Raw genomic sequence first — 20,206 nt, forward strand, 5'->3', positions numbered from 1 at the left:
GTCGACTATTCCTTAGAGGGCGTTGATCAGGACGCTGAATGTTTCCTGCGCAGCCTTGATGATCTGCGAGGACGCCGTGTAGTACTGCTGGAACTTCACCAGGGAGGCGGCTTCGTCGTCCAGATTGACACCCGATACCGAGTCGCGGTTGGTCTTGGCCTGGGTCAGCACGGCACCGGTGGCCTTGGTATCGACGGTGGCCTGGCTGGCCTTGGCACCAACCCGCTCCACGAGCGACGCGTAGGCACTGGTGAAGCTCATGCCGGGGTTGCCCGCCGTGGCGCCAACCGTGGCCTTGGTCTGCAACGCCAGCAATTGCGTGGCATTGCGGTTGTCGGACTTGCCATCGGCGTTGAACGACACGGTGTAGCTGTCGTTGACCGCAGGCGTGCCGCCCACGGTGGTGTCGAAACTGAAGGTCAACTGCTTGCCGTCGGCGCCGTTGACAGGCTTGCCGTCGGCACCCACCACCGGCACGGTCAGGCTCAGGTTGTTGCTCTGGCCAGGCACGATGGTACCGCTGCCGATACTGGTGCCTGACGCGTTGAACAGACTGTAGCTCTGCGCACCGTCGGTGGTCTTGCCGAACACCAGCTTGACCGGCGACGAGGTTTCGATGCCGCTCTGCAACTGGCTCAGGGCCGTGCCACTGTAGATGTCCAGCTTGCTGCCCAGCACCGGCTGGGTGAAGGTGCCGGTGCCCGAGTTGCCAACGGTCGCCGTGCCGGTGAGCGGCGCGGCAAAAGCCAGCTTGTTCGAATCGGTGAGTGTGGTGGTGATAGCGCTCGCGCCGCTGCGCGTCGGTGTGACGACGAAACTGTCGCCGCTGGCAACCTTGCCGTTCAGGCCCAGGGTGACACCGTCGATCACCGGTGCCGGGTTGGCGCCCAGGTCGAAGCTGCCCATCGACGTGCCGTCCGAACGGGTCACGCTGTAGGCAGTGGTACTGCTGAACTTGACGTTGTAGTCGTAGATGCTCAGCTTGCTGGAGTCGGCAACGGTAACGCTCAGGTTGCCCGAACCTGCGCTGTTGGTGGACGCAGCCAGGCTGCGGTTGGCCGTGGCGGTGGCACTGTTGATGCTGGCGAATACCGACGAACCGAAGTCCCCGTTGAGGTCGATACCCTTGCCCAACTGGCCGTTCAACGTGTCGCTCACGACAATGGCGGCGCGCCCCAGCTCGTTGATTGCCGGGTTCAGCGCATCGCTGCGAAAGCGCAGCAGGCCGCCGATCTCGCCGCCGGTGGTGACCGAGGTCACGTCGGTGCTGTAGCCCTGATACTGGATGGTCAGGCCATACTGGCTCTTGTCGGCCACACCGGGTGTGGCCACCAGCGAATTGGCCGAACTGCCGGTGACCAGCGACTGCCCCGAGCCCAGGTAGACGTCGTAGTTGCCGTCACGCTGCTGCACGCTGACACCGACCAGCTCGTTGAGCTGACGAACGTTTTCGTTGCGCGCATCGAGCAGACTGTTGGGCGTGGAACCGGTGCCCGACATCTCGGTGATCTGCCGGTTGAGTTCGGCGATGTTGCCGCTCAGCTTGTTGACCTGGCCGGTCAGGGTGGTCAACGACGCATTGATGCTGTCGTTCTGCTGGCTGAACTGCGACGAAATCGAATTGAAGCGATTGCTCAGGGTTTGCGCCTGGGTCAGCAGCAGTTGCCGCGACGAGGTATCGCTCGGGTTCGCCGCTGCGGTCTGCACGGCGGAAAAGAAGCTGCTGAGCACGGCGCTGATACCCGTGCTGCCATCGGACAGCAGTTTGTCGATGCTGTTGATCTGGGTGCTGTACGCGCTCGCGTCGTTGCTCAACGCAGTGCTGGTCTGCAGTTGGGTATCCATGTAGCTGCTGTAGATACGGCGCACGTCGGAGATCGTGGTGCCGGTGCCCAGATAGCCCACGCCGATGTTCTGCAAGCCACTGGCAGTGTTCACCACCGACTGCCGGGAATAGCCCGCAGTCGCGACGTTGGCGATGTTGTTACCGGTGGTCGCCAGGGATGCCTGGCTGGACGCCAGACCGGACAGCCCAATGGAGATCAGATTCGACATGGGTTCAAACCTTATAGATTCGTGGTAGCGCTGGTGCTGCTGCGAGCGTAGTTCTCATAGCCTTGCATCTGCTTGGCGATGGAAGAGATCTTGCTGGCGTAGTTCGGGTCGGTGGCGTAGCCGGCCTTCTGCAGTTCCTTGACGAATTGTTCGGGGTTGTCCGCGGACTTGACCACGCCCTGGTAGCGATCGTTGTTCTGTAACAGGCTGACCAGGTCGTGGAAGCTGTCTTCGTACGAGGTGTATGAGCGGAAATCGGCGGTTTCCTTGACCATCTGGCCGTCGCGGAATTCGCTGGTGATCGCGCGGGCGTTCTCGCCTTTCCAGTTGCCGGTGGCCTTGATGCCGAACAGGTTGTGGCTGCTGCTGCCGTCGTCGGCGCGCATGATCGATTTGCCCCAGCCGGTTTCCAGCGCCGCCTGGGCGACCAGCACCTTGGGGTCGACACCGATGCGAGCAGCGGCTTTTTCGGCCATCGGCAGCATGGTCGCGATGAACTCGTCGGACGAGGCGAACGCGCGCTTGGCCGGGGCCAGGGGCGGCTGGGCGACGCTCTTCGCCAGGCTGCTGCCCTCGACCGCAGCGCCACTGCGCACGGTCTTGGCAAGGCTGTTGAGCGGTGCATCGGCCGCAACGTTGATGAGGTTCTTGCTGCCGCTGGCTGCCCCTGCTTCGGTGGCCGCCGACGGCACGATGCCGGCCACCAGACGGTCGGCAAGCTTGCTGGGCAACGACAGCCGACGCTGGTTGAGCAAGGCCATGTCGTTGTGACCAACGCTGCCGGCGGCCTTGGCATCGGCCGAGGCGTCGCGAGTGGCACCCAGCGGCTTGTTCAAGCTGTTGTCGGCATGGGCGAACGGGTTCGCGCCGGCACGGACCACGCCCTTGGTCTTGGACAACTGGCGCATGAGCACGTCCTGCAGGCCGATACCGCCACCTTCCTTGGAGAGGGTCACGGACAGCTGCTGGTCGTACATCGACTGGTACTGCTTGGTGGTTTCGGTGTTCAGCGGGTTGTCCTTGGCCAACACGTCATTTGCCGAACGCATGGACTTGAGCATTTCACCGAGGAACAGCGACTCGAATTCCTGGGCCACCTTGCGCAGGTTGGCCTCGCTGTCGCGATCCCCGACTTTCAACGAGCTCAGGCGATTGAGGTCTGTGTAAGCCCCCGAATCCCGTGTTCCCGATACTCCACCATTCGGCATTTCCATCAGCTGTTACCTCAAATCACGATCAGGTCGGCCTGCAATGCGCCGGCCTGTTTCAGGGCTTCGAGAATGGCCATCAAGTCACCGGGCGCTGCCCCCACCTGGTTGACCGCGCGGACGATCTCGTCGAGCGTGGTGCCAGGGCCGAACTTGAACATCGGTTTGGCTTCCTGCTGGGCGCTGACCCGCGAACGTGGCACCACCGCCGTTTCGCCACCGGACAAAGGCCCTGGCTGGCTGACGATCGGGTCTTCGGTAATGGTCACCGTCAGGCTGCCGTGGGTCACTGCCGCAGGCGATACCTTGACGTTCTGGCCAATCACGATGGTGCCGGTGCGCGAATTGATGATCACCTTGGCCACCGCCTGCCCTACGTCGACATCGAGGTTCTCGAGGATCGACAGGTAGTCCACGCGCTGGCTGGGGTCGACCGGAGCAGTGACGCGCACCGAGCCCCCGTCAATAGCCTGTGCAACTCCCGGGCCAAGAAGCTCGTTGATCTTGTCGACGATGTGCTTGGCGGTCGTGAAGTCCGAGCGGTTGAGGTTCAGCGTCAGGCTGTTGCCCTGATTGAAGCCACTGGGCACGGCACGCTCGACGCTGGCACCGCCAGGAATCCGTCCTGCCGACGGCACATTGACGGTGATTTTCGACCCGTCGCGGCCTTCGGCGTCAAAACCACCGACGACCAGGTTGCCTTGGGCGATGGCATAGACGTTGCCATCGATACCCTTGAGCGGGGTCATCAACAGGCTGCCACCGCGCAGGCTTTTCGAGTTGCCGATGGACGACACGGTGATATCGACCACCTGTCCCGGCTTGGCGAACGCCGGCAGGTCGGCATGGATCGACACGGCGGCGACGTTCTTGAGCTGCACGTTGCCCGAGCCCGGCGGCACCTTGATGCCGAACTGGGAGAGCATGTTGTTGAAGGTCTGCAGGGTGAATGGCGTCTGCGTGGTCTGGTCGCCGGTGCCATTGAGGCCCACGACCAGGCCATAGCCGATCAGCTGGTTGGTGCGCACGCCGGAAATGCTGGCGATGTCCTTGAGGCGCTCGGCCTGAACGCCGAACGCGGCGGACAACAGCAGGGCAGCGGCGATCAGGTGTTTGAAGTTGAGCATGGACGGGCGCACTCAGAAAGGAAACAGTGGACTGGCAAAGAACCGGTCGAACCAACCCGGCTGACTGGCCTCGGCAAACGAACCGGTGCCCGAATAGGTGATGCGCGCATCGGCTACCCGCGTCGAGGACACGGTGTTGTCGGTGGCAATGTCATCGGCGCGGACCAGACCGGAAATGCGCACCAGCTCTTCGCCGGTATTGAGCGTCATCCACTTCTCGCCGCGAACCGAGATGATGCCGTTGGGCAGCACGTCGGCCACCGTGACCGTGACCGAACCGGTCAGGCTGTTGTTCTGCGCTGCCGCCGCGGTGCCGTTGGTGGCGCGAGTGCCGCTGTAGCCTGCATTGAGGCTCAGGTCGCCACTGCCCAGCGGGTTGTTGGTGTTCACACCCGCTCCGAACAGCGAGGTCAGGCCCAGGCTGTTGTTGCTGTCCTTGCCGACCTTGGAGTTGGCGCTTTTGCTGGCACTGGTCCGCTCGTTGAGGGTGATGGTGATGATATCGCCCACGCGGAACGCCTTGCGGTCGCTGTACAGGTTCTGCTCGAAGCCGGCCTGGTAGATCGAGCCGTTGTTGGCGGCGGCAGGCATCGGAGTGCGCGGCAGCACCGGGGCGTAGTACGGGTCGTTGGGCTTGGCCGGCGGCGCGACGCAACCGGTCAGCAAGGCCATTCCACTCAGGGCAAGAACAATCGAGACACGACGCATGACACAGACCTCACGGTGTAGCCGGCGCACGTGGCGCCCAGGTAGCTTGGGGATTACGGATGGACCCGAATTACAGGTTCTGGGTCAGGTTCTGCAGCATCTGGTCGGCAGTGGAGATGACCTTGGAGTTCATCTCGTAGGCACGCTGGGTGGTGATCATGTTGACCAACTCTTCCACAGTGCTCACGTTGGAGTTTTCCAGAGTGTTCTGCAGTACCGTACCGGCGCCGTTCAGGCCGGGCGTTGCCACCTGCGGCGCGCCGCTGGAGGCGGTTTCCAGGAACAGGTTGCCACCGATGGCCTGCAGGCCGGCCGGGTTGATGAAGTCGGCGGTCTGCAGGTTGCCGATCACCTGCGAAGCGGCGTTGCCGGCGGTAGTGATGGACACGGTGCCGTCGGTGCCTACGGTGAAAGTCTGCGCTTCGTTGGGAACGACGATCGCAGGTTCCAGCGCCAGGCCCTGGGCGGTGACGATCTGGCCGTCGGAGTTCAGGTGGAAGGTACCGTCACGCGTGTAGGAAACGGTGCCGTCAGGCTGCATCACCTGAAAGAAGCCGCGACCGTTGATGGCCATGTCGAGCGGCTGGTCGGTGGTCTGCAGGCTGCCGGCGGTGAAGTTCTTCTGGGTGCCGACAATGCGCACACCGGTACCGACCTGCAGGCCCGACGGCAGTTCGCTGTCCTGGGTCGACTGGGCACCGGGCTGACGTTTGATCTGGTAGAGCAGGTCCTGGAATTCGGCGCGATCGCGCTTGAAACCCGTGGTCGACACGTTCGCCAGGTTGTTGGAAATCGTGGTCAGGTTGGTGTCCTGAGCCTGGAGGCCGGTCTTGCTGACCCATAGTGCTGGAAGCATGTGTCTTCTCCTGGAGCGCCTGGTTTACGGCGCGATCGCTACGCTGGAATTAGATTTGCAAGACCCGGGCCATGGCCTCGTCGCCTTCTTTGGCGGTGCTCATCATCTTGATGTGCAGTTCGAACTGCTTGGAGAGCGCCAGCACGGAGGTCATTTCCTCGACCGCATTGACGTTGCTCGCTTCCAGGAAGCCGGACTCGACGCGGACCGCAGCGTCGGCAGGTGCCGGTTGGCCGCTGGAGGTGTGGATCAGACCGTCCAGGCCCTTGGTCAGGGTTTTCACGTCCGGATTGACCAGCTTGATGCGGTCGACCTGGGCCATGACGTTGGGAGCCTGTCCCAGACCACGAATACTGATGGTGCCGTCCATGCCGATTTCGATTTTCTCGTCGGGCGGCACGGCGATCGGGCCGCCGTTGCCCATGACCGGCAAACCATTGCCGGCGCGCAGCACACCGAGCGCGTCGACGTTCATGCTGGCGGTGCGGACGTAGGCTTCGCCGCCGTCGGGTGTCTGTACGGCGATGAAGCCGTTGCCGCCCACCGCGACGTCCAGGTCCCGGCCGGTTTCCTGCAGCGCGCCGCCACTGAAATCGGTGGCCGGACGTTCGGTCAGGGCATAGGCCCGCGAAGGAAAGGTATCGCCGAACACCGGCATGGAACGCGCCTGTTCCAGGTCACGCTTGAAGCCGGTGGTGGAAATGTTGGCCAGGTTGTTGGCATGCGCCTTCTGCGCCAGCGCGTTCTGGCTGGCACCGGTCATTGCCACATAGAGCATCTTGTCCACAGTTGTCTCCCTCGACGGGCGAATGCCGTCTACTGCTGTACTGAGAGAGGTAGAGCAATATGCGGGCCAACTTTACCAATACGGCTACAGCCCCTCTAGGACGGGGGTTGCAGCGGTGCGGCCGAAGCGGACTGAAAGCTTGACGCCGAAAAGTCGGCGCCGGATTGCCGCTAGCGGCAACGGGAGAATGGATTTACGTCGCGACATCAGGGCGAGGCTCGACGGCGCCGTGTTCAACGACGGCAGCCGGCGTTGCTGAACGGCCCGGCGAAGCGACGGTAATGCGGGCCAGGGTCGACCTGACTGCACAGGTAGCGGCCGCTCGCCAGGCTCTGGTAGGTGTACCAGGGCGCGGGCGCCGCCACGGCCATCGCGCAGGTTGCGGCGATGGCCAGGGCTGCACACAGACACCGGATCACTGCCCTGCCCTCATCAGGTCATCTGGATGATGGTCTGCATCACGGTGCTTTCGGTGGAAATGGTCTTGGCGTTCGCCTGGTAGTTGCTTTGCGCCTTGATCAGGTTCACCAGCTCGGCCGTCAGGTCGACGTTGGAGTCTTCCAGCGCCTGGGACTGCAGGTTGCCCATGACACCGGTATCGGGCGTACCGATCACGGCGGTACCGGAAGCGAACGACTCCTTCCAGTTGGTGCCGCCATTGGGCGCCAGGCCTTGCATGTTGGCGAAGCTGGCCATGGCCACCTGACCGATGACCTTGTTCTGGCCGTTGGTGAAGTTGGCGAACATGTTGCCCGTGCCGTCCACCGACAGACCGGTCAGCTCACCCGTGGCGTAGCCGTCCTGGGTCTTGGCCGAGGTGGCCGATGCCGAGTTGTATTGCGTGGTCGCCAGCATGTCCAACGCCACGCCACCGGCATTGGCAGTCGCGCCGTTGGGTGTCCAGGTTCCATCGGCGCCACGGGTGGAAGGCACCCAGCCGGCGAGGTTGAAGCTCTTGTCGGCGTTGATGCCCAGGCCACCAGGCACGTTACCCTGAGCGGGCACGATGAGGCTGCCGTCGGACTTGAAGCTCAAGGTATTGACCAACGGCGTGGTGGCCGTCGGATCGGACGGATTGCGACCGTCGATGGTGGTGTGCATGGTCCAGCTGTTGGCCGTGGCATCCTTGACGAAGTACTGGTTCATCTGGTGGGCGTTGCCCAGGCTGTCGTACACATCGGTGTTGAAGGTGTAGTTGTAGCTTTTGACGTTGCTCGGGTCGAACGGGGTAATGGTCGCCTGCGGCGCGCTGGAGTTGAGGTTGACCGTTTCGGCGATTTTCGAGGTCGCCTTGGGCTGCAGGTTCGCGGAGTCTATTTTCAGGTTGGTCAAGACGCCCGTCTGCACTACGCCGTCCTGGGCGTTGTAGCCCTGCAGGTTGTTGCCGCTCACGTCGACGACGTTGCCGTCCTTGTCGCTGTAGAAGGCACCGGCACGGGTGTAGAGCTTCTGGCCACCATCGTTGAGCACGAAGAAGCCGTTGCCGTTGATCGCCAGGTCGAGGCTCTGCCCGGTCGAGGCGATGTTGCCCTGGGTGAACTGCTGCGACACGGCAGCGGTGGTCACACCGCTGCCCACGCTGGTCTTGCCGGCCGTGGCGCGAATGGACGCGGCGTACTGGTCGGCGAATTCCGCGCGCGAGGATTTGAAGCCGGTGGTCGCGACGTTGGCAATGTTGTTGCCGGTGACGTTGAGCGCCTTGTTAGCTGCCGAAAGACCGCTGAGGCCGATATTGAAAGTCATGCTGTACTCCTGCGCCGGACGAAGCGGCTCAAATTCCGATGGTTTGGACTTTCGACAGCGCAACGCTACCCAGTCCAGCGAGGTTGAGGGTCAATTCACCGCCGTTGGTGCCCATGGTGACGCTGTTCACCGTGGCTGGAAGGTAGGTGCTCATGGCCGTGGCGGTACCGTCGACGGTGGCTGCAGCCTTGAAGGTGTAGGTGCCGGCAGCGGCAACCGCGCCGTTGCTGTCCTTGCCATCCCAGGTGAAGGCGGCGTTGCCGGCGGACTGGCTACCCAGATCGATATTGCGCACAAGGTCACCTTTGGCGTCGTAGACGCCGACCGTGGTGTTGCTGCTCGACGAGGTCAGCGCCACCGAGCCGGTGAGGCCCTTGGTGGGGTCGACCACGGCGGTATCGGTCTGGGCGATGACCGAGCGGCCGACCAGCGACGAGGCCTGCAGCGCCTGGGACGATTGGTAGTTGTTGACGATGGTGCCCACCGACGCATTCAGGCTCTGCATGCTTTCCAGGCTGCTGAACTGCGCCAGCTGAGCGACGAACTCGCCATTGTCCTGGGGATCGAGGGGGTTCTGGTTCTGCATCTGGGTCACCAGCAGCTGCAGGAACGCGTCCTTGCCCAACGCACTGCCGGCGGTGCCGGTCGAGCTGTCGGTGCTGCTGGTGGTCTTCTGCAATGAGTCCAGGACCGAGGCGCTCACGCCATTGTTAATGCTGGTAGTCGTCATCTGCGCTCGCCTCTATCACTGACCCAGGGTCAGCACCTTCTGCATCATGGTCTTTGCGGTATTCATCAGTTCGGCGTTGGTCTGGAAGGAACGACTGGCCGAGATCATGTCGGCCATTTCCTCGACCACGTTGACGTTCGGGTAGTAGACGTAGCCATCCTTGTTCGCCGCCGGGTGATTGGGCTCGTAGCGCGCCTCCAGATCGCTCTGGTCCTCGACCACGCCGGTGACCTGCACACCCTGCCCCGCCGAATCCTGGTCCTGGAACAGCGAACCGCTGTCGCCGGCCTGCTGGCCCTGAAGCATGGTGGCGAACACCGGATGCCGTGCGCGGTAGGTCTGGTCGATGCTGGACGACACGGTTTCGGCGTTGGCGATGTTGCTCGCCACGGTGTTCAGGCGCGTGGTCTGCGCACTCATGCCGCTACCGGCAATGTTGAAGACGCTGGCAAGGGACATGGCTTAATCTCCGCGAAGGGCCGATACCAGCCCTTTGAACTTGCTGTTGAGCAGGGTGAAACTGGCCTGGAAGTTGACCGAGTTCTCGGCGTAGTTCGACTGCTCGATCTGCGCATCGACGGTGTTCTGGTCCAGCGAAGGCTGCGTGGAAATGCGGTACTGCAAGGTCTCGTCGCCCGAGCTGAAGCCCTGGGCGGCGATGTGCTTGCTGCTGGTGGTCTGCAGGCCGAAGGCACCTTTGCCGTTCTGCTCGTTCTGCGCTGCCAGCACCGAGGCGAAGTCCAGGTCCCGAGCTTTGTAGTTGGGCGTGTCGGCGTTGGCGATGTTGTTGGCCAGCACTTCGGCGCGCTTGGCGCGAAAGCCCAAGGCCTGCTCGTGAATGCCCAGCGCTTTGTCGAAACTGATGCTCATGTTGGTACCTATGCGGCAGACCAGATGGTTCGTGCAGGATAGATAGCAATCAGTGTGCCAAGTCTCAAAAAGCCCGTCCCATGCGGGTTGCGGGCCTATCAGGCGTTGGGTGATGCCAGAAAAGCGGCAAGAAATTTCCGCCGGAGGGGAAAAGCGGCAACGCTGGCGCCAGAAAAATTGCCGCCCGTGCGCCTTGGTCGCACGCCTGGGTGAAGGAAGCGCGCCAGGCGCAAGATCACTTGGCCTGGTAGATGATGCCGGGGCTGCACTGCACCATCTGATACAGCTCAGGCAAGCCGTTCAAGGCTTCGGATGCACCCAGGAACAGATACCCGCCCGGCTTGAGGGTGCCGTGGATACGGGTGAGGATGTCTTTCTTGACCTGTGCGGAAAAGTAGATCAGCACGTTGCGGCAGAACACGATGTCGAACTTGCCCAACGCCGCATAGCTGTCGAGCAGGTTGAACGCACGAAACTCGACGCGACTGCGGATAGGCGCCTTGACCGCCCAGCGCCCTGGCGTCTTGGGATCAAAATAGCGCTGCAGCCGCTCCTGGGAGAGGCCGCGGCCGATCGCCAGGCTGTCGTACTCACCACTCTTGCAGTTGGTCAGCATGCTGCCGGACAGGTCGGTGGCAACGATCTGCACGCCCGATTTCAGCTGTCCCAGGTTGCTGCGCTCGAACTCGTCGATGGTCATCGACAGCGAATAGGGTTCCTGGCCGGACGAGCACGCCGCCGACCAGATACGCAGGCGTGCGCCGGGGCTGGCCTTGATGCTTTCGGGCAAAACCTTGTTCTTCATCACTTCGAAGGGATAGGTGTCGCGAAACCACAGGGTTTCGTTGGTGGTCATGGCGTCCACCACCTGCTCGCGCAGACCGCTGCGCGGCTGGGTCTGGATACGCTGCACCAGTTCGCCCAGGGACTTGATGCCCTGCTGCTCCATCAGCTTGTTCAGGCGGCTGGCAACGAGGTACTGCTTGTTCTCGCCCAAGAGAATGCCACAGGCTTTTTCCAGGAAGACCCGGAACTGATCAAAATCCAAATTACCCGTAGACACGGTGCCGCCTCTTGCTGGTTCGGTAGGCCGGGCGCTGGCGCCCGGCATTCATACTGCTGCCTTGATGCGATCGACGACCCGTGCCGCCAGGTCGTCGGGGCGGAACTTGGCAAGGAAATCGTCGGCGCCGACCTTCTTGACCATGGCCTGGTTGAACACCCCTGACAACGACGTATGCAGAATGATGTGCAGCTTCTGCATGCGTGGGTCGCTGCGGATCTCGGCGGTCAGCGTGTAGCCGTCCATCTCCGGCATCTCGATGTCGGAGATCAGCATGAGGAATTCCTCCTCCGGACGCTTGCCCTCGTCGACCATCTTGCGCAGATACTCCAGCGCCTGACGGCCGTCGTTCAAGGCCACCACTTCTACCCCCACGGTCTGCAGGCAACGGGTCACCTGCTTGCGTGCCACCGATGAATCGTCGACGGTCAACACGCGCAGGGAAACGGCCTTGCTGTGCGTCTCCTCGTCGACCACGCCAACCGAGATCGCTTCGGAGGTCGGCGCTACTTCGGCGAGGATTTTCTCGACGTCGATGATCTCCACCAACTGGTTATCCACGCGGGTGACGGCCGTCAGGTAGTGATCGCGGCCGGTGCCCCTGGGTGGCGGATGAATCTCTTCCCAGTTCATGTTGACGATACGTTCCACCGAATGCACCAGAAAGCCCTGAATCTTGGTGTTGTACTCGGTGATGATGACGAAGGTATCGGTCGATGCCACAAGGCCCGCAGCACCCGTGGCCATGTCCAGATCGAGGATCGGGATGGTCGCGCCACGGATGTTGGCCACGCCGCGAACCACCGGGTTGGACTTCGGCAATACCGTCAGTTTGGGGCATTGCAGCACCTCTCTGACCTTGAAGACGTTGATCCCGTAGAGCTGCTTGCCATTGAGGCGAAACAACAACAGCTCCAGGCGATTCTGCCCAACCAGCTGCGTGCGCTGGTTCACCGAATCCATTACACCCGCCATGCCCAAACTCCTCTTGCGACCCGCTCGATATCGGCACGGGCCTTGCTATTAGCACTGCATGAACGCAAAAACGACAGTTTCTCGACACATCGCCGCGTATTTATTCTGGGCCGTTGCCACGGTGGGTGGCGCGGTGCTCGGCAGTGCGGCGCGCGCCGACAATGTCACATTGCCCGAACAGCTTATCGGTGTCACCCAGGGTTTTCTTGAGTTCACTGTTGAAGATTATCTGGCGACCTCGCAAATCCAGGGCCGCTACGAGATCGAAGTGAACAATCTCGACCCGCGTCTGCGCATGCCCGGTTGCGACCGGCAACTGTCGGCCAGCCTGGAAAGCCCGGCGCAACCCATGGGCCGGGTGACCGTGCGAGTGCGCTGCGAAGGCGCTGCGCCGTGGACGGTATTCGTTCCAGCGCAGGTCCGGCTTTTTCGCGAGGTGGTGACCACCACTCGGCCGTTGAAGCGCGACAGCGTGTTGACGGAGGCCGACGTGGCGTTGCGCGAACGCGACGTCGGCGCCATGGGTCAAGGCTTCCTGGTTTCGATGGACGAGGCCGTGGGCATGAAGCTGATCCGACCGACGGTGGTCGACCAGGTGCTGACGCCGGTATTCCTCGAGCAACAGGCGCTGGTGCTCAAGGGTGATCAAGTGGTGATCATTGCCCGCAGCGGCACCCTGGCGGTCCGCATGCCGGGCGAAGCGCTGGCCCAGGGTGGCATGAGCGAGCAGATACGTGTGCGCAACCTGAACTCCAAACGAGTAGTCAAGGCGCGCGTCACCGGGCCTGGACAAGTGGAAGTGGCGATGTAAAAGCTGGCCGGCGAACCGGAGTTTTCCTACACTAGGGGCCTACACGGGCCCGTAGCCGCGGCATCGGGCATTTGCGAAACAGCGCCTAAAGTTAATCGGGATTTGGCCGAAAACAAGGCAAGCGTCCAAATACCCAGAGGTTCAGAACAATGGTTATCGACTTCAACCGAGTGGGCAACTCGCCGTCAGTGCAGGGTACCTCGCGTACCAGCCCTGCCAAGGAAGTGGCCGCCGACACGGCCGTGCCAAGCACGCCCGCCGTGAAGAGCGGGGAACCGGTCACCTTGAGCGATCAGGCCCAGCAAATGCAGAAAATTACCGACAAGCTGAGCGATCAGCCCACTGTCAACAGCGCCCGCGTCGCCGAGCTCAAGCAGGCTATCGCCGAGGGCAGCTATAAAGTCGACAGCGAGCGCGTTGCCAGCAAAATGCTCAATTTCGAAGCCCAGCGCTAGCCCAGTCTAGGCGCCGGGGCTTCTGGACGTGTCAACGCCAGGGCTCACCATGCACGATCAAACGCTGTTGCAGCTGATTGAAGAAGACCTCCCGTACGCAGGGCAGCTGCTCGAGCTGCTGCGCGACGAGTCGCTGGCGTTGCAAAGCCGCGACATGGAGCTTCTGGAAACGATTCTGGCGCAGAAGCAGTCGTTGATCGTGTTGCTCGAGCAGAACGGACGCCGGCGCAGCCACCTGCTCATGCAGCTCGGCCTGTCCGCCGATCGCGACGGCCTGCAGGCGCTGGCGCGCCAGTCGCACCTGGGCGATGCGTTGCTGGCCCGGGGCGATGCGTTGAGTCAGTTGCTCGCACAGTGCCAGGCCATCAATGCACAGGTGGGCCAAGGCATCGTGCGCCAGCAGGTGGCGACCGCCAACCAGATCCGCATACTTACTGGCGCCGAGCCACCGTCGCTCTACAACAGCCGTGGCTCGACCGCGCGAATGGCCACCTACCGCGCCCTCAGCCAGGCCTGACCTGTGTGTTCCCCGGAGTAGACCAGAACGTGTCAAACGCATCGAACGTGGAAGACGCACCGCAACCGCCCAAGGTGCTTGCCACACCCCTGGAAGTCGCCGCCAACCTGCGCATGCTCCAGGAAAGCCACGACCCCCTGATCATCACTTTTCACGAGCGCACCCTGCGCTGCCAGAGCTTTCTGGTGGAAGTGGACCGGGACAACCTGCGCATCGTCCTTGATGAAATGATTCCCCGCGAAGGCGAGAAATACCTGGAAGCAGGTGAAGGGTTCAAGGTCGAAGGCTTTCATGACGGCGTGCGCGTTGCCTGGGAAAGCCATGGCCACTGGACCATCACCCAGAAGCAGGGCAGCCGCTGCTATGTCGGCGCGCTGCCTGGCCAGGTGGTCTACCACCAGCGCCGCAATGCCTTTCGTGCCGCACTCAAGCTGTCGCAACTGGTCGATGTGGAAATCGCCGGCAGTCGGCTGAAGAGCACCCTGGTGGGCAAGCTGCTCGACATCTCGGCCCATGGCTGCAAGCTGCGCTTCGAGGGCGACATCGCCGAGCGGTTGCAACTGGGGCAGATCTACGAGCGCTTCAGCGCCGGCCTTCCCTTCGGCGCCATGAATACGGCGGTCGAGCTGCGCCATCTGCATTTCGAGGAGCGCATCGACACCACTTTCGTGGGCGTGCGCTTCCACAATATCCCGGGGCTGATACAGCGGCAGCTCGAGCGCTTCGTGCATCAGTTGCAACGCGACGCACAGCGCTTCGACCGGGACGATTTCTAAACCCGGGCCGCGCCTCGAGTGCGGCCCGGCGGCACCCTAGCCAGCCTTGACCGGCTCTTCTTCGGCAGGTTCGGTGTTCTGCATCTGTTCCTGCACCATGTGCTCATCCACCCGCGGGTCCAACGCTGCGGCCAACGGCGAGTTGGCGGCCGGCATGGCCACGTGATGCAACGGTGCGTCGTCCACGACGTGCAGGTTGGTCACTGCCTTCGGCCTGATCCGCCATACCAGCACCACGGCGAAAAAGCTGAAAAAGGCATACAGCATCTGGCTGCCGAACTGCTTCATCAGCACCCCTGCCACCAACGGCCCGATACAGGCGCCGACACCGTAGGTCACCAACAGCATGGCGGTCAGCGAAACACGCCGATCGGCCTCCACATGGTCGTTGGAAAACGCCACGGCCAACGGGTACAGCGAGAACTGCAGCAGCGACACCAGGAAGCCGGCGGCGAACAGCACCTCCAGCGGCACGGCCGGAATCAGCGCCAGCGGCAGCGCGGCAATGGCGATACCGACTGCCACGCAGCGGATCAGCAGCGCACGGTCGTAACGGTCCGACAGCCAGCCCAACGGCCACTGCACCAGCAACCCGGCGAAAATGCACGAACCCATGAACAAGCCGACCTGCTCGGTGCTCAAGCCCTGCGCCGAGGCATACAGTGGCGCCAGACCGTAGAACGAGCCGACGATCAGGCCTGAGCCCAGCACGGTGCTCAGTGACTGCGGCACACGACTGATGAAGAAGCGTGGCTCCATCGGTGCCGGGTGCATGGGCGCCGGGTGAATGCGCCGCGTCAGAGCCACCGGCACCAGGCACAGGGCGAAGCACAGCGCGACCAGCATGAGCAGTTCCAGCCCCAGTTGCGGATGCACCACCAGAATCAACTGGCCCAGCACCAGGCCCAGGTAGGAAGCGATCATGTAGCCGCTGAACACCGCTCCGCGCTGCTTGCTGTCGGCCTGCTCGTTGAGCCAGCTTTCGATCACCATGTACTGGCACATCATGCCCAGACCGACGATGACCCGCAGGAACAGCCAGGCTGGCAGGTAGTTCACCAGGCCATGGCCCAGCACGGCGGCGCCGACGATACCGGCGCAGGTGGCATAGGCACGGATATGGCCAACACGGGCGATCAACCTGTGGCCGATCTTGCCGCCCAGGGCCAGGCCGAAATAGTTGGCGGCCATCAGCGCACCCACCCACAGGCTGTCGACCTGCTCGGCCGACAGGCGCAGGGCCAGGTAGGTACTCAACAAGCCAGAGCCGATCAGCATCATCAGTGAGGCGAAGTACAGGGCTCGAAAGTTTTTCCAGATTTGGCGCATTGCAGGTCCGCGGTAAAGGGTGTCGGAACGATCGGTTCACAGGCAACGCCCTTTTCCGCCACCTCGGCTGAGCGCGGCGGGGAAAATCGTCACCTGCATACAAGCTGTTGCAGGATCAAGCCTGGGCCGCCAGCACCCGGCGTTCCCAAGGAGTGATTTCGTCGAAGAAACTCGCCAGCTCCAGGGTCTTGGTCGCAATGTAGCCTTCGATGAACACATTGCCGAACAGTTCCCTGGCCAACGGGCTGCGCTTGAGACGCTCCAGGGCCGCATGCAAGGTACATGGCAACGACAATTCTTCGGGCACGGCAAGGTCGCCCTGCATGGGCTGCGAGGGCTCGAGCCGGTGCTCGATGCCGTGCAGGCCGGCGGCGAGGCTGGCGGCGATGGCCAGGTAGGGATTGGCATCGGCGCCGGGCAGACGGTTCTCGACCCTGCGGGCGCAGGCAGCGCTGGCCGGTATGCGCAACCCGGCGGCGCGGTTGTCATGGGACCAGCAGGCATTGTTGGGCGACGCATAGGGCTGACACAGGCGCTGGTAGGAATTCACGTTGGGCGCCAGCAGCGCCGTGAAATCGGCCATGGCCGCCTGTTGCCCACCGATGAAGTGACGGAAGGTGTCGGTGGGCTGGTCATGGGCATCGTTGAACACGTTCAGGCCAGTGTCCAGTGCCACCACGCTCTGGTGGATGTGCATCGAACTGCCAGCCACCCGTGCCAGCGGCTTGGCCATGCATACCACGCTCAACCCATGCTTGAGCCCGACTTCCTTGAGCAGGTGCTTGAACAGGAAAGTCTGGTCGGCGAGCAGCAGCGGATCACCATGCAGCAGGTTGATCTCGAACTGGCTGACGCCCATTTCGTGCATCACCGTGTCGCGCGGCAGTCCCAGCGCTGCCATGCTGCGATAGACCTCGCTGAAAAACGGCCGCAAGCCGTTGTTGGAGCCTACGCTGAACGCACTGCTGCCATCCTCGCGTCGGCCATCCAGGCCGATCGGCGCCTGGAACGGCAGTAACGGGTCGGGATTGGCGGCGAAGACGAAGAATTCCAGCTCGGTCGCTACCACCGGGGCCAAGCCCAGGCGCGCATAGCGTGCAACCACTGTCTTGAGCAGACCGCGGGTCGACAGCGGGGATGACCCGCCGGTCAACTCCTCGGCATCGCAGACCACCCAGGCACGGGGCGGCTCGCTCCAGGGCAGGCGCTGCAACCGAGTCAGGTCGGCCACCAGTGCGACGTCGCCGTCGTCGGCGCCGTAGTAGCGGCTGGGCGGATAACCGCCCATGATGCATTGCAGCAGCACGCCGCTGGCCAGTTGCAGACGACGACCCTCCAGGAACCCTTCCGCCGTCATGACCTTGCCTCGCGGTACGCCATTGAGATCAGGTGTGACGCATTCGATTTCATCGACACCGCTCAAACGCTCGGCGACCGTACGCAGTCCTTCGCTACTCATTTCTCTGCCCTTGACGCTCAATGCCGTACTCGGCGATGTACACAAAATACGCAACGCAGCGGGCGGGTGACAAGCCACCTGCGGGAAGCGTTGCGAACAAGTCGCTTGCCGATAGCGTAGCGCCAGTACACAGTGTAGTGACTTGGATCCAAGCAGCTCGATGCTGCGCCTTGTTCGTCGGCTCGGCGAACAGCAGGAATGATACACATGGACGTTTTGGCTGCACTGTTTTACCCGCTTGAACCGCGTCTTCTCATGCTTTGCAGCGATACCTCACGGAGCGACTCGCTCGAGCGCTGCCTTCACCACCTTTCCCTGCCCGTCGAGGGCCTGCAGCCGGACTTGCAGCCGACATTCGACTACGAAAAGAGCCGGCACAAGGCCATTCTCGTCGAGCCTGCCCGTGGCGAACGACAACAGGGCGTCCGCTGGGTCGACGACATCCGTCGAGGCAACAGCTGGGCGTCGGTGCTGGTCGCCCTGACCGGCGCCGACCCCGCCATTCGCCAAGCCTACCAACACGCAGGGGCCGACCACGTGCTGCGATTGCCGGGCCCGGAGCAGGAGCGCGAAGCATTCTATCTCGCGCTGTTCCAGAACCCCGACTACTGGAATCTGGCCCCACCGGTGCTGGATCCCGTACGTCTGTGCCTGGAAGACGCGACGCGACGCCTGGACCTGACCTTTGTGCAGGTTCAGGTGGTCCTGGCGCTGCTCTACGCCCCTCATCACCAGCTGAGCTTCGACGATCTGGCGCAACTGCTGGGGCTTAATATGCGCACCTACGACGTGCGGGTGGTGGAGAAATTCGTCAGTCGCCTGCGCAGCAGCATTCGCCGAGCCTTCGGCACCCATGTCATCCAGAGCGTACGCGGCACCGGCTACCGCCTGATTCGCGGCTGCATCTCGCCCCCGCCCATCGCCTTTCGCTGAAAAGCGTTTTTCGACTGACCGATGGCCATTGGCGATTTTTTCAAAGCGTACTAGCCTTGAATTGATAGAGAAATTGGATCCAGCACCACGTTTTGAAGGAACGACCCCATGCCTACGGACCTTGGCAACAAATATTCTTCCGTCTATACGCAGCTCTATACGGCCCATCAAACAGCGGATGATGCGCAGCTCGCACACGGCCGCTGGTGGTTCAACGACATCGACCGAACCCTGACCCAGAATGGCATCAGCGTGGCCTTGACGCGCACCGAGTGCTCGCTGCTGAGCCTGCTCGCCTTCAGCAGCGAGCGGGTGGTCAGCAAGGAAGCGCTGATTGCCGGACTGGGCAAGAACCCCAGTCAGTACAACGGTCTGGAAATGTCCCTGAGCCGCCTGCAAAGCAAGTTTGGCCAATGCAGCGGTGGCGAACGCCTGATCCGCTCGGTACGCAACCGCGGCTATTGCCTGGCCCAGGTGGTGCGTTCGGCGTATTGCCCAAGCTGGAAATCGCCGGGGGGCCAGGCTGCCGAGCCCCCCTGCTCTTCCTAGCGTTCGCGCAGGGCTTCCTTGGCCCTGTTCAGCGGCTTTATCAAATAATCCAGCACTGTCTTGTGGCCTGTGGTGATGTCGACCGTGGCGATCATGCCGGGGACGATGGCGAATTTCTTCCCGGCCTTGTTCTCCAGCGAGTCGGAATCGGTGCGGATGAACACTCGGTAATAGAACACCTCGGGTTTCACTTCATCCTGGATGGTATCGGGCGAGATGGTCACCACCCGGCCGTCGAGCCCGCCGTAGATCGAATAGTCATAGGCGGTGATCTTTACCTTGGCTTGCTGATCGGGATGAATGAAAGCGATGTCGCGGGGTGAAATTCTCGCTTCGATCAGCAGGCGCTCGTCCAGCGGCACGATCTGCATCAATTGGCCATTGGGCGGCACCACGCCGCCGATGGTGGTGACTTCGATGTCCTTGACGATGCCACGCACGGGCGAGCGCAGGGTCAGGCGCGACACCGAATCGGAGCGGCCCTTGAGCACCGCGGTCAGTGTTTCCACATCGGCATTGGCCTTGGCCAGCTCCTCGCGGGCCCGCACCATGTAATCGGAACGGGCTTCGGTGAGCTTGAGCTCGAGTTCAGAGCGCTGCCGATTCAGCCGCAGTACTTCCACCCGGCTGGCAGCACCGGTTCTGGCCAGGTTTTCGGTGATCTGCAATTCGCTGCGCACCAGCCGCAGGGATTCGTTGATGCCGGCCAGCGAGTCGTCCAGACCACGACGGCGGACGTTGTACAGCTCGGTTTCGGCCTTGAGCAAGGCCGGATAGGCGTCGAGCTCGGCCGGGAACTTCAGGGGCTTGAGCCCGACTTCGGCCTGCAGGCGGGCAACACTGGCCAAGGTCGCGCGGTATTTCGCCGCGCTCTCGCCGAAGTTGGATTCGGTCTTGGTCGGGTCCAGCTGGGCCAGCACCTGACCGCGTTCGACGATCGCCCCTTCGGTCACGTTCATCTCGGCCACGATGCCACCTTCGAGCGACTGGATCAGCTGTTCCCGAGAGCTGGGAATGACTTTGCCGGTGCCGGTGGAGACTTCCACGACCTCGAAGAAGAATGCCCAGACGAAGAACGCCAGCAGCATCGCCACCGCGACCCACACCACGCGGGTCGCGCGCACCACGGTGGAGTCGTCGACACCGTCCTGATAATACGACTGGCCCGGCGCACCGTCTTCGCTGAGCAGCGGGATGCGCTTGAATTCACCGGAGCCCAGCACCTTGAAAGACTTGCCTGTATCCATTGCCCTGC

General features: G+C 62.6%; 22 protein-coding genes and 1 pseudogene. 6 read left to right on the plus strand and 17 right to left on the minus strand.

The features are described from left to right. Positions 1-12 precede the first annotated feature (12 nt). The 14 genes and pseudogenes from flgK to IFU31_RS03505 form a co-directional block, all read right to left on the minus strand. Positions 13-2,055 carry a flagellar hook-associated protein FlgK gene (gene flgK, locus IFU31_RS03445; RefSeq protein ID WP_192058182.1) on the minus strand — a complete coding sequence of 681 codons (2,043 nt, stop codon included), beginning with the start codon at positions 2,053-2,055 and terminating at the stop codon, positions 13-15. Positions 2,056-2,066: 11 nt separating this feature from the next. Then, positions 2,067-2,759 (minus strand): flagellar assembly peptidoglycan hydrolase FlgJ, encoded by a 693-nt coding sequence (gene flgJ / locus IFU31_RS21800; protein ID WP_446731002.1) that lies wholly within the window; start codon positions 2,757-2,759, stop codon positions 2,067-2,069. Beyond that, positions 2,739-3,269 (minus strand): annotated as a pseudogene (locus IFU31_RS21805) (rod-binding protein); the annotation flags it as partial. The pseudogene IFU31_RS21805 and the gene flgJ, both read right to left, overlap by 21 nt. 11 nt (positions 3,270-3,280) lie before the next feature. Further along, entirely contained in the window at positions 3,281-4,390 is a 1,110-nt protein-coding gene (locus tag IFU31_RS03455; RefSeq protein WP_122475937.1) for a flagellar basal body P-ring protein FlgI, read from the minus strand. A 12-nt stretch (positions 4,391-4,402) separates the two neighbouring features. After that, positions 4,403-5,098, minus strand: coding sequence for a flagellar basal body L-ring protein FlgH (flgH, locus tag IFU31_RS03460; RefSeq protein ID WP_043186005.1), 696 nt, complete (start codon positions 5,096-5,098; stop codon positions 4,403-4,405). Between the two features lie 70 nt (positions 5,099-5,168). After that, positions 5,169-5,954: a flagellar basal-body rod protein FlgG gene (gene flgG, locus IFU31_RS03465; RefSeq protein ID WP_043186004.1), complete on the minus strand. Its 786-nt coding sequence runs from the start codon at positions 5,952-5,954 to the stop codon at positions 5,169-5,171. 49 nt (positions 5,955-6,003) lie between these two features. Further along, a complete protein-coding gene (locus IFU31_RS03470) occupies positions 6,004-6,741 on the minus strand; it encodes a flagellar basal body rod protein FlgF (protein ID WP_122475939.1) in 738 nt (245 codons plus the stop codon). Positions 6,742-6,974: 233 nt separating this feature from the next. Continuing rightward, positions 6,975-7,160 (minus strand): hypothetical protein, encoded by a 186-nt coding sequence (locus IFU31_RS03475; RefSeq protein WP_122475940.1) that lies wholly within the window; start codon positions 7,158-7,160, stop codon positions 6,975-6,977. A 13-nt stretch (positions 7,161-7,173) separates the two neighbouring features. Further along, positions 7,174-8,484: a flagellar hook protein FlgE gene (gene flgE / locus IFU31_RS03480; RefSeq protein WP_122475942.1), complete on the minus strand. Its 1,311-nt coding sequence runs from the start codon at positions 8,482-8,484 to the stop codon at positions 7,174-7,176. A 28-nt stretch (positions 8,485-8,512) separates the two neighbouring features. Then, a complete protein-coding gene (gene flgD, locus IFU31_RS03485; protein WP_122475944.1) occupies positions 8,513-9,214 on the minus strand; it encodes a flagellar hook assembly protein FlgD in 702 nt (233 codons plus the stop codon). Between the two features lie 15 nt (positions 9,215-9,229). Beyond that, positions 9,230-9,673, minus strand: a complete 444-nt coding sequence (gene flgC / locus IFU31_RS03490; RefSeq protein ID WP_122713719.1) for a flagellar basal body rod protein FlgC — start codon at positions 9,671-9,673, stop codon at positions 9,230-9,232. A gap of 3 nt (positions 9,674-9,676) precedes the next feature. Continuing rightward, positions 9,677-10,084, minus strand: a complete 408-nt coding sequence (flgB, locus tag IFU31_RS03495) for a flagellar basal body rod protein FlgB (protein ID WP_122475947.1) — start codon at positions 10,082-10,084, stop codon at positions 9,677-9,679. 235 nt (positions 10,085-10,319) lie between these two features. Further along, positions 10,320-11,147, minus strand: coding sequence for a protein-glutamate O-methyltransferase CheR (cheR, locus tag IFU31_RS03500; RefSeq protein WP_122476757.1), 828 nt, complete (start codon positions 11,145-11,147; stop codon positions 10,320-10,322). A 48-nt stretch (positions 11,148-11,195) separates the two neighbouring features. After that, positions 11,196-12,122, minus strand: coding sequence for a chemotaxis protein CheV (locus IFU31_RS03505; protein ID WP_122475949.1), 927 nt, complete (start codon positions 12,120-12,122; stop codon positions 11,196-11,198). 58 nt (positions 12,123-12,180) lie between these two features. Here IFU31_RS03505 and flgA point away from each other — a divergent pair, with 58 nt between their 5' ends. The 4 genes from flgA (at position 12,181) to IFU31_RS03525 (ending at position 14,681) form a co-directional block, all read left to right on the plus strand. Beyond that, on the plus strand, positions 12,181-12,933 hold the full coding sequence (gene flgA, locus IFU31_RS03510; RefSeq protein WP_192058174.1) for a flagellar basal body P-ring formation chaperone FlgA: 753 nt from the start codon (positions 12,181-12,183) through the stop codon (positions 12,931-12,933). 149 nt (positions 12,934-13,082) lie between these two features. After that, on the plus strand, positions 13,083-13,388 hold the full coding sequence (gene flgM / locus IFU31_RS03515) for a flagellar biosynthesis anti-sigma factor FlgM (protein WP_122475953.1): 306 nt from the start codon (positions 13,083-13,085) through the stop codon (positions 13,386-13,388). 49 nt (positions 13,389-13,437) lie between these two features. After that, positions 13,438-13,905 carry a flagella synthesis protein FlgN gene (locus tag IFU31_RS03520; RefSeq protein WP_122475954.1) on the plus strand — a complete coding sequence of 156 codons (468 nt, stop codon included), beginning with the start codon at positions 13,438-13,440 and terminating at the stop codon, positions 13,903-13,905. A gap of 29 nt (positions 13,906-13,934) precedes the next feature. Beyond that, positions 13,935-14,681, plus strand: coding sequence for a flagellar brake protein (locus IFU31_RS03525; protein WP_192102310.1), 747 nt, complete (start codon positions 13,935-13,937; stop codon positions 14,679-14,681). Positions 14,682-14,717: 36 nt separating this feature from the next. Here IFU31_RS03525 and IFU31_RS03530 read toward each other — a convergent pair whose 3' ends face one another. Together IFU31_RS03530 and IFU31_RS03535 are read right to left on the minus strand one after the other, a co-directional pair. Further along, positions 14,718-16,010: an MFS transporter gene (locus tag IFU31_RS03530; RefSeq protein WP_185794497.1), complete on the minus strand. Its 1,293-nt coding sequence runs from the start codon at positions 16,008-16,010 to the stop codon at positions 14,718-14,720. Between the two features lie 115 nt (positions 16,011-16,125). Next, complete coding sequence (locus IFU31_RS03535; RefSeq protein ID WP_192102548.1) at positions 16,126-17,367, minus strand: glutamine synthetase family protein; 1,242 nt, start codon at positions 17,365-17,367, stop codon at positions 16,126-16,128. A gap of 309 nt (positions 17,368-17,676) precedes the next feature. Between IFU31_RS03535 and IFU31_RS03540 the strand changes: the two genes are divergently transcribed. Together IFU31_RS03540 and IFU31_RS03545 are read left to right on the plus strand one after the other, a co-directional pair. Next, positions 17,677-18,402, plus strand: a complete 726-nt coding sequence (locus IFU31_RS03540) for a helix-turn-helix domain-containing protein (RefSeq protein ID WP_192102311.1) — start codon at positions 17,677-17,679, stop codon at positions 18,400-18,402. Positions 18,403-18,510: 108 nt separating this feature from the next. Further along, entirely contained in the window at positions 18,511-18,951 is a 441-nt protein-coding gene (locus IFU31_RS03545; protein WP_185794495.1) for a winged helix-turn-helix domain-containing protein, read from the plus strand. Here the strand turns inward: IFU31_RS03545 and IFU31_RS03550 are convergent. After that, positions 18,948-20,198 carry an HlyD family type I secretion periplasmic adaptor subunit gene (locus IFU31_RS03550; protein ID WP_122713729.1) on the minus strand — a complete coding sequence of 417 codons (1,251 nt, stop codon included), beginning with the start codon at positions 20,196-20,198 and terminating at the stop codon, positions 18,948-18,950. The genes IFU31_RS03545 and IFU31_RS03550 overlap by 4 nt on opposite strands. Positions 20,199-20,206 lie beyond the last annotated feature (8 nt).

Source organism: Pseudomonas sp. CFBP 13602 (genome assembly GCF_014842725.1).
GTDB lineage: Bacteria > Pseudomonadota > Gammaproteobacteria > Pseudomonadales > Pseudomonadaceae > Aquipseudomonas > Aquipseudomonas baltica.